Below are 8326 nucleotides of genomic sequence, written 5' to 3' on the forward strand. Positions count from 1 at the left end.
CGAGATTTAAGAGGGACGTCGCCAGTCATGGCTGAAGCACTGCGCATTGGCATAGCCGGCCTCGGCACGGTTGGAGCATCCGTAGTCCGCGTTCTGGCGGACAAGGCAGCCGAACTGACCCGCCAGTGCGGCCGCGACGTGGTGGTCACCGCAGTCTCTGCCCGCGATCCCAAGCGCGACCGCGGCGTAGATCTGAGCGCCGCCAAATGGTTCGACGATCCGGTGGAACTGGCCGTGAAGGCCGATATCGACGTTTTCGTCGAATTGATCGGCGGCGACGAAGGCCCTGCGCGGGCCTGCGTGAAGGCGGCACTGGAAGCCGGCCGGCATGTGGTTACGGCGAACAAGGCGCTTTTGGCCAAGCATGGCGTGGCACTTGCCGAGGCGGCGGAAAAGCGCGGTGTTCTGCTGAACTACGAGGCAGCGGTCGCCGGCGGCATTCCCGTCATCAAGACCATGCGCGAGGCGATGGCAGGCAACACGGTTTCGCGCGTGTTCGGCATCCTGAACGGCACCTGCAACTACATCCTCACCCGCATGGAAGCCGAAGGCCTCTCCTTCGAGGATTGCCTCAAGGACGCGCAGCGCCTCGGTTATGCCGAAGCCGATCCGACCTTCGACATCGAGGGCAACGACACCGCCCACAAGCTTTCCATCCTCACCAGCCTTGCCTTCGGCACGAAGATTGCCGCCGACAGCATCTATCTGGAGGGCATCTCCAACATTACCCAGGCCGACATTCGCGCCGCCGGCGAGCTTGGCTATCGCATCAAGCTTTTGGGCGTCGCCCAGCGTACCGAAAGCGGAATCGAGCAGCGTGTTCACCCGACTATGGTGCCGACTGCATCGGTCATCGCGCAGGTCAATGGCGTCACCAACGCGGTGGCGATCGAGACGGATATTCTGGGCGAATTGCTGCTTTCAGGTCCGGGTGCAGGCGGCAACGCTACGGCTTCCGCGGTGGTCGGCGACATCGCCGACATCGCCAAGAGCCGCCCCGGTTTCCAGCACGGCCCGGTGTTCGGGCGTCCGGCCAAGGAATTGCGGCCTTACAAGAAGGCGCAGATGCGCTCCCACGCCGGCGGCTATTTCATCCGCCTCACCGTACACGACCGCATCGGCGTCTTCGCGGCGATTGCCAGGCGCATGGCCGACAACGACATCTCGCTGGAATCGATTGTCCAGCATGCCGACGGCAAGGAAGCGCTCGCGCAAAAGACCGTCATCCTCGTCACGCACGAAACGACGGAAGCAGCGGTGCGCAAGGCCGTGGAGGGCGTCACCAAGGACGGCCACCTAACCTCGAAGCCGCAGGTCATCCGTATCGAGCGGGCCGAGTAGCCGCTCCTTCATTTCTCTGCCCGCCTCGCAACGGATGGAACCTTAGCGAGGCCCAAGCCGTTGTCCCCTCGTGCGTTTTGCACTTTTCAATGAGGGACACTCTATGGCTGGAAGCGTTTTAATCAGTATTCTGATCACCTTCCTGGTGATCGTTCTCATTCTCTATCTCGTCCAGCGTCTGCCGCTCGACGGGCGCACGCGCCAGATCGCGCAGGTCGTCGTGATCATCATCGGCATCATCTCGATGCTGAAATATCTCGCGGTGTTCTAGCCGCGCCATTCTGCCCGCCCGGATGCCCATGAACTTGCCCGAAAGGAAACCGACATGGCTGACACAGTGAAGGCCGAAGACGTTCAGGACGCGATGAAGAAGCAGATTGCCGAGCTTCGTCGCGAGATGAACAAGATCAACAAGGCTTTGGCGGAGCGGGCGGAGGAGGCGGCCGAGCAAGCCTCGGGTTGGTACGAGGCCGCATCGGACAGGGCATCGCGCACCGCGCAGCAATTAAGGACCGGCGCGCGCAGCGTATCGGAGACCGTCCAGAACAATCCGGGCACCGTGTCGAGCGCCCTCGTTCTCGGTGGCGCAATCGGCCTGCTTGTCGGCATGATGATCGGCCAATCAGGCTCACGCGAGCGCGACTGGTACAGTCGCTGGCGCTAGCCAAAACTTTCCATTTTCCAAGTCGGCCCTAGCTGCTGATACAAGAGGAAATCCCACGGCTCCGCTGCTTAGGCGGAGCCGTTGAACTTTCAATCGATTGATATCGTTGATTGCCGCAGAACTCCTTTTGGGGGACTTGCCGTTGTCATGAGCCTTTGACAAAAGGGGCCTCGCTCCAGAGGGTGGGGCGTGGCGAAGAGGGTTTCACAAGACATCATGACTGCGGCACAGAAGATCAGCGCAAGCCTCGACCGGGTTCTAACCATGGAGCTCGTGCGCGTGACCGAGCGCGCGGCCGTTGCCGCTGCGAGATTGCGCGGCCGTGGCGATGAAAAGGCCGCCGATCAGGTTGCCGTGGATGCCATGCGCAAGGAACTGAACCACCTGGCCATCAAGGGCACGGTCGTGATCGGCGAGGGCGAGCGCGACGAAGCGCCGATGCTCTACATCGGCGAGGAAGTCGGCACCGGCAAGGGCCCGTCCGTCGACATCGCGCTCGATCCGCTGGAAGGCACCACCATCTGCGCCAAGAACCTGCCCAACGCGCTGGCCGTCGTCGCGCTTGCCGAGAAGGGCAGCCTGCTCAACGCGCCCGACGTCTACATGGACAAGATCGCCATCGGCCCCGGCTATCCGGATGGCACGATCGATATCGACGCCTCGCCGGCCGAAAACATCGCCAGCCTTGCCAAGGCCAAGGGCGTCAGCATCGGCGAAATCACCACCTGCATTCTGGATCGCCCGCGCCATGCCAAGCTGATCGAGGCGGTGCGTGCGACCGGCGCTGCCATCCGCCTCATCGGCGACGGCGATGTTGCTGGCGTGATCCACACTACCGATCCGGAAGAAACCGGCATCGACCTTTATCTCGGCACCGGCGGCGCACCGGAAGGCGTTCTGGCTGCGGCGGCGCTGCGCTGCACTGGCGGCCAGATGCAGGGGCGTCTGATCCTCGATACGCCGGAAAAGGTCGCCCGCGCGGCCAAGATGGGCATCTCCGATCCGAAGAAGGTCTATCGCACGGACGAGATGGCGCGTGGCGACGTGCTGTTTGCCGCCACCGGCGTCACCGATGGCAACATGCTGCAGGGCGTCAAGTTCGGCCGCAACTACATCACCACGCACACCATCGTACTGCGTTCCTCCTCGCGCACCGTGCGCGAGATCAAGGCGCGGCATCAGGATCTGGACAAATTCTGATTCCACCGCTGGTGGCGGTGGCCTACAGTCGCGCCGCAATGTGCAGGCGTGACTGACAATGGCCGATAAGCGGCTCTTTCTCGATGTAAGGCGTTCGGCCACCGGTATTCTTTGGGAACACCGGCTGACCGAGCGCGAGGACATGGCAGCCCTTGCCATCGCGCAAGGGCTGGGCGTTTCCGATATCGTCGCGCGCGTTCTGGCCGGGCGCGGCGTGCAGGCCGCCGGTGCGGCGCGTTTCCTCGATCCGACCATTCGCGAGCTGCTGCCCGATCCGGCATCGCTGACCGATATGGAAAAGGCGGCGGATCGCATCGCCGCCGCCGCGACTGCGCGCGAAAGAGTGGCGATCTTCGGCGACTATGATGTCGATGGCGCGGCCTCATCGGCACTCTTGAAGCGCTTCCTCGGCCATTTCGGCATCGAGTCCGAAATCTATATTCCCGACCGCATCTTCGAAGGTTATGGCCCTAACCCGGACGCGATGCGCGAGCTTGTCGGGCGCGGCGCAAAGCTGATCGTGACCGTCGATTGCGGCACCAACAGCGCAGCCGCCATCGATGCCGCGCGTGAAGCCGGCGCCTATGTCGTGGTGCTTGACCACCATCAGGTCGGCGGCGCGCTGCCGGACGCGGTCGCCGTCGTCAACCCGAACCGCGACGACGATCTGTCGGGGCAGGGCCATCTGTGCGCCGCAGGTGTTGTCTTCCTGACGCTGGTCCAGACAGCGAAGGTCCTGCGCAGCCGCCTGCCGGGCTCACCTCAGCCTGACCTTCTCAGCCTGCTCGATCTGGTGGCGCTTGCCACCGTTTGCGATGTGGTGCCACTCACCGGCGTCAACCGCGCCTTCGTGGTCAAGGGGCTGCAGATCATGCGCCAGCAGACCAATGTCGGGCTGGCGGCGCTGGCGCGCGCCTCCCGCATCGGCGAACCTGTCGGCGTCTTCCACCTATCGTTCCTGCTCGGCCCCCGCATCAATGCCGGCGGGCGTATCGGCGATGCCGCGCTCGGCAGCAGGTTGCTGGCCACCGATGATCCGGTCGAGGCGGGCACCATTGCCGAAACGCTCGACCGCCTGAACCAGGAGCGTCAGGCGATGGAAGCCGAGATGCTGGCCGAAGCCCGCGCCGAGGCAGACGCCGAGCTTGCCGGCGGCAACGGACCGGCCATCATCGTCACGGCCAGCACGAAATGGCATCCCGGCATTGTCGGCCTCCTTGCCTCGCGGCTGAAGGACCATGCCCGCCGGCCGGCCTTCGCCATTTCGTTCAATCCGAACGGCGTCGGCACCGGGTCAGGGCGCTCCGTACCCGGCTTCGATCTCGGACGGCTGGTGCGGGATGCGGTTTCAGCGGGCCTGATCGTCAAGGGCGGCGGTCATGCGATGGCGGCGGGCATCACCGTCGAGCGCGACAAGCTTGGCGCCTTGCGCGCCTTTTTCGAGGAGAAGGCAGCGGCGGATGTTTTCCGCCTGCAGGATCAGGAGAGCCTGTTGATCGACGGCGCGCTCAGCGCCGAGGGCGTCACCCTGCAATTGCTGGATTCGCTCGACAAGGCAGGCCCTTTCGGCACCGGCCACGTTGCGCCTGTCTTCGCCCTGCCGCGCCATCGGCTGGTCGATGCACGGCAGGTCGGCACCAACCACATCCGCGCCGACCTTCAGTCCGGCAGCGGCGGACGCATCCAGGCCATCGCCTTTCGCGCGGTCGATACCGCACTCGGCGACTTCCTGTTCAAGAGCAGGGGGTCGGCGGTCCATGTCGCCGGCTCGCTGTCGAGCAATTACTGGAATGGCAATCGACGCGCGCAGTTTCGCATCATCGATGCGGCTTCCGCCTGATTTGGCGAAATTTCAGCCCAGAACCGACTGTAGCCGCGCAAGTTCCGCCACATGGGCCTTGGCTGCCTCATAGCCGAACTTGATCGCTTCGTCGGCGCGATGGAACTCCGTCATGCCGATATGGCCGAGTTTCGGCTGGATCGACAGGTCGGGCGGGTCGCCGGCAAGCCGCGCGCGCGATATCCGGTCCTGGATGATGTTGAAGGCCTCGACCATGACGCCGGTGATGCCGAGGCGGCTTTCCTTGGCGTGCGCCGCGTCCTCGTGCCTGCGCTCAGCCGGCGCATCGTGTTCCACCAGAAGATCGCCCGCGCTATGCCGGATCACCGCCGCGCGGCCGAAATTGTCGGAGCTCAGGTTGACCGCGATGACGATCGGCTGTTCCTGCGCCCGGCATACCGAAACCGGCACCGGATTGACCAGCGCGCCATCGACCAGCATGCGGCCGTTGCAATTGACCGGCTCGAACACGCCGGGCAGCGCATAGGATGCGCGCATGGCGGTGATCAGCGAGCCGTTCGACAGCCAGATTTCATGGCCGGTGCGGATTTCGGAGGCCACGCTGACGAACGGCTTCGGCAAATCCTCGAACCGCACGCCGGCCAGATGCTCGCGCAGCCGCGCATCGAGCCGCATGCCGCCGAACAGCCCGTTGCCGCGAAGGTTGATGTCCAGCAGTCCGAAAATGCGACGCTTGGTCAGGCTGCGCGCGAACTCTTCCAACTCGTCCAGCTTGCCGGCCAGATAGCAGCCGCCCACCAGCGCACCGATGGAGGTGCCCGCAATCATGGAGATTTCGATGCCGGCTTCGTCCAGCGCCCGCAGCACGCCGATATGCGCCCAGCCACGGGCGCAGCCGCCGCCAAGCGCAAGTGCTATGCCCGTTTTCCTGGCGGGTTTGGGGTCAGCCGTGCCAGTCGATGAAGAGAGGCCATTGGCTTCTCGAACATCCGGCCTGCTGTACAATGACGCCCAATCGAGCATCATGATCTCCCTGGTCCCTTTGCGAGCCTATCGGCTCTGCGTATCGAAATGGTGAATGCCCGCAAAGGCAACACACCAATTGGTTCAATCGGCCTTTCGATAGGTTGACCCGGCATCGAACAACGGCGCACTGCCGTCGCCGGCAAGCTTTGCCTTGCCGCCATCAATCTCCACCGTCCGGTAAAAGCAGGAACGCCGCCCGGTATGACAGGTTGCATCGTGGCCTGCGACTTTCACGCGCAGCCAGACCGCATCCTGATCGCAATCGGTCCGCACTTCTGTGACGTATTGCACATTGCCGGATGTTTCGCCCTTCTTCCAAAGCGACTTGCGCGAGCGCGACCAATAGTGGGCGATGCCGGTCTCCAGCGTCAGCGCCAAAGCCTCGGCGTTCATATGCGCCACCATCAACAGCATGTTGTCCGCCGCGTCGGTCACTATTGCCGTGACGAGGCCGTTTGCGTCGAAGCGCGGCGTAAACGCCGTGCCTCCCTCAAGTGCTTTCTTGTCAGCCGAAGCCGCAGCGAAAACGAGCGCCGACATTGCCGGTTCCTGTGTCTGGAAGGCGGGGAGGGTGGCGTTATACCTTCAGGCCGCCCCGCACCATGGTCATGAAACGGATCTGCTCTTCCGGGTTGTCGCGGAACGAGCCGGTGAAGGTCGAGGTCAGCGTGGTCGAACCCTGCTTGCGGATGCCGCGCATGGCGATGCACATATGCTCGGCTTCGATCATCACGGCCACGCCGCGCGGATTGAGCACGTCCTGGATGGTGCCGGCGATCTGAGCCGTCATCGCTTCCTGCGTCTGCAGGCGGTGCGCGAAAATCTCGACCACGCGGATGATCTTAGACAGGCCGACGACCTTGCCGTCGGGCATGTAGCCGACATGCGCCTTGCCGATGATCGGCACCATGTGGTGCTCGCAATGCGAATGGAACTCGATGTCCTTGACGACGACGAGATCGTCATAGCCGGCCACTTCCTCGAACGTGCGGCCAAGCTCTTCAGCCGGGTCCTTGTCGTAGCCCGAAAACATCTCGCGGTAGGCCTTGGTCACGCGCTTGGGCGTATCGAGCAGACCTTCGCGGTCCGGATTGTCGCCGGTCCAGCGCAGCAACGTGCGTACGGCGGCCTCTACCTCGGCTTCGCTCGGGCGGCTGACCGCCCGCGTTTCGACATTTGGCATGTTGGGCATGAGCTTCTTGATGACGGCGTCCATAAAAGGCGTCTCCCGTAGTTCCTCTCAAAGGAGGAACGAGTTGAACGGACCACTGCCTTATGCGGGATCGTCATGAAACGGCCCGAAGCGGCGTGACGTGGTTCCGGAAGCTTAGACGCACAACTCGCCTTGCCGTTCCCGGAACTCGAGCATTATATATTCAACCAGCGCCGCAATTAAAAGTGCAGATGCGGCAATCGCAGTCTATCGGACGGCGATAGATCGGAAAATTATGATTGATGACGTCTACAACAGGAAAATTCTGGCTTTTGCCGGGAATATCGACCGCATAGGCAGGCTGGAAAACCCTGACGCCACCGCCACGGCACATTCAAAACTCTGCGGGTCGACGGTTACCATCGACCTCAAGATGGATAACGGTATCGTGATCGACTTCGCGCATGACGTTAAGGCTTGCGCGCTTGGTCAGGCGTCGTCGTCCATCATGGCTCAGCATGTCGTTGGCGCAACCTCGCAGGAGCTTCGCGTCGTGCGCGACCAGATGCTGAAGATGCTGAAGGAAAACGGCGCGCCGCCCGAGGGCCGCTTTGACGATTTGAAATATCTGGAGCCGGTTCGCGACTACAAGGCGCGCCATGCCTCGACCATGCTGACCTTCGACGCCGTCGTCGACGCCATCGACCAGATCGAGAAGAAGGCCGAACAGGCGGCGTAAAGCCGCAGCTGGTGGGGTGTTTGGCGCAAACGCTGACGCCTTCCTCTCCCCGTTTATGGGGGTGAGCAGCCGGTTGGCGAAGCGAATGCCCTGCGGGGGAAACCTCACAAATCACGCGGCGTGCGCTTTCCCTTCCGCTGTCTTCTGCCTCACCTGCGTATTGCCGCGATGTCACGGAATGGATCCCGGACAGCGTCGCTTTCACTTTGTTCAGCTCGCTTCCGGGATGACGCGGCGTGTAGGTCTGGTTTCATTGGGTGGAAGGCCGGCTAGCCCGGCATGATGTCCGAAGCAGGCTGAGCCGCAACCTCTCCGCTTCGTCATCTCCGCTAGGGGTGCAACCTCTCCGCTTCATCATCTCCGCTAGGGAGTGCCACCTCTCCGCTTCGTCATCCCGGAATT

At 63.0% G+C, this 8326-nt stretch carries 9 protein-coding genes; 6 read left to right on the plus strand and 3 right to left on the minus strand.

The features are described 5' to 3' along the window. Window positions 1-27: 27 nt before the first annotated feature. The 5 genes from ACODTY_RS14760 to recJ all read left to right on the plus strand — a co-directional run bounded on the left by ACODTY_RS14760 (window position 28) and on the right by recJ (window position 5045). Window positions 28-1341 carry a homoserine dehydrogenase gene (locus tag ACODTY_RS14760; RefSeq protein ID WP_488995002.1) on the plus strand — a complete coding sequence of 438 codons (1314 nt, stop codon included), beginning with the start codon at window positions 28-30 and terminating at the stop codon, window positions 1339-1341. Window positions 1342-1444: 103 nt separating this feature from the next. Further along, window positions 1445-1612 carry a Thivi_2564 family membrane protein gene (locus ACODTY_RS14765; RefSeq protein ID WP_156460236.1) on the plus strand — a complete coding sequence of 56 codons (168 nt, stop codon included), beginning with the start codon at window positions 1445-1447 and terminating at the stop codon, window positions 1610-1612. A 54-nt stretch (window positions 1613-1666) separates the two neighbouring features. Next, window positions 1667-2005, plus strand: a complete 339-nt coding sequence (locus tag ACODTY_RS14770) for a hypothetical protein (RefSeq protein ID WP_488995003.1) — start codon at window positions 1667-1669, stop codon at window positions 2003-2005. Between the two features lie 216 nt (window positions 2006-2221). Continuing rightward, window positions 2222-3205: a class II fructose-bisphosphatase gene (gene glpX, locus ACODTY_RS14775; RefSeq protein WP_488995015.1), complete on the plus strand. Its 984-nt coding sequence runs from the start codon at window positions 2222-2224 to the stop codon at window positions 3203-3205. 58 nt (window positions 3206-3263) lie between these two features. Next, window positions 3264-5045, plus strand: a complete 1782-nt coding sequence (recJ, locus tag ACODTY_RS14780) for a single-stranded-DNA-specific exonuclease RecJ (RefSeq protein WP_488995004.1) — start codon at window positions 3264-3266, stop codon at window positions 5043-5045. Between the two features lie 12 nt (window positions 5046-5057). Here recJ and ACODTY_RS14785 read toward each other — a convergent pair whose 3' ends face one another. The 3 genes from ACODTY_RS14785 to folE all read right to left on the minus strand — a co-directional run bounded on the left by ACODTY_RS14785 (window position 5058) and on the right by folE (window position 7248). Next, complete coding sequence (locus tag ACODTY_RS14785; RefSeq protein WP_488995005.1) at window positions 5058-6029, minus strand: patatin family protein; 972 nt, start codon at window positions 6027-6029, stop codon at window positions 5058-5060. Between the two features lie 84 nt (window positions 6030-6113). Then, complete coding sequence (hisI, locus tag ACODTY_RS14790) at window positions 6114-6572, minus strand: phosphoribosyl-AMP cyclohydrolase (protein WP_488995006.1); 459 nt, start codon at window positions 6570-6572, stop codon at window positions 6114-6116. 37 nt (window positions 6573-6609) lie between these two features. Continuing rightward, on the minus strand, window positions 6610-7248 hold the full coding sequence (gene folE, locus ACODTY_RS14795; protein ID WP_488995007.1) for a GTP cyclohydrolase I FolE: 639 nt from the start codon (window positions 7246-7248) through the stop codon (window positions 6610-6612). A 232-nt stretch (window positions 7249-7480) separates the two neighbouring features. On the opposite strand from folE, the gene ACODTY_RS14800 reads away from it, so the two are divergent. After that, complete coding sequence (locus ACODTY_RS14800) at window positions 7481-7924, plus strand: iron-sulfur cluster assembly scaffold protein (RefSeq protein WP_488995008.1); 444 nt, start codon at window positions 7481-7483, stop codon at window positions 7922-7924. Window positions 7925-8326: the final 402 nt, after the last annotated feature.

This window comes from Mesorhizobium sp. FG116 (assembly GCF_057809835.1).

Bases quoted from the DNA above. Each gene is read 5' to 3' on its own strand.
- folE (WP_488995007.1), bottom strand. From the start codon at position 7,248: ATGGACGCCGTCATCAAGAAGCTCATGCCCAACATGCCAAATGTCGAA.
- hisI (WP_488995006.1), bottom strand. From the start codon at position 6,572: ATGTCGGCGCTCGTTTTCGCTGCGGCTTCGGCTGACAAGAAAGCACTT.
- recJ (WP_488995004.1), top strand. From the start codon at position 3,264: ATGGCCGATAAGCGGCTCTTTCTCGATGTAAGGCGTTCGGCCACCGGT.
- ACODTY_RS14800 (WP_488995008.1), top strand. From the start codon at position 7,481: ATGATTGATGACGTCTACAACAGGAAAATTCTGGCTTTTGCCGGGAAT.
- ACODTY_RS14765 (WP_156460236.1), top strand. From the start codon at position 1,445: ATGGCTGGAAGCGTTTTAATCAGTATTCTGATCACCTTCCTGGTGATC.
- ACODTY_RS14785 (WP_488995005.1), bottom strand. From the start codon at position 6,029: ATGCTCGATTGGGCGTCATTGTACAGCAGGCCGGATGTTCGAGAAGCC.
- glpX (WP_488995015.1), top strand. From the start codon at position 2,222: ATGACTGCGGCACAGAAGATCAGCGCAAGCCTCGACCGGGTTCTAACC.
- ACODTY_RS14760 (WP_488995002.1), top strand. From the start codon at position 28: ATGGCTGAAGCACTGCGCATTGGCATAGCCGGCCTCGGCACGGTTGGA.
- ACODTY_RS14770 (WP_488995003.1), top strand. From the start codon at position 1,667: ATGGCTGACACAGTGAAGGCCGAAGACGTTCAGGACGCGATGAAGAAG.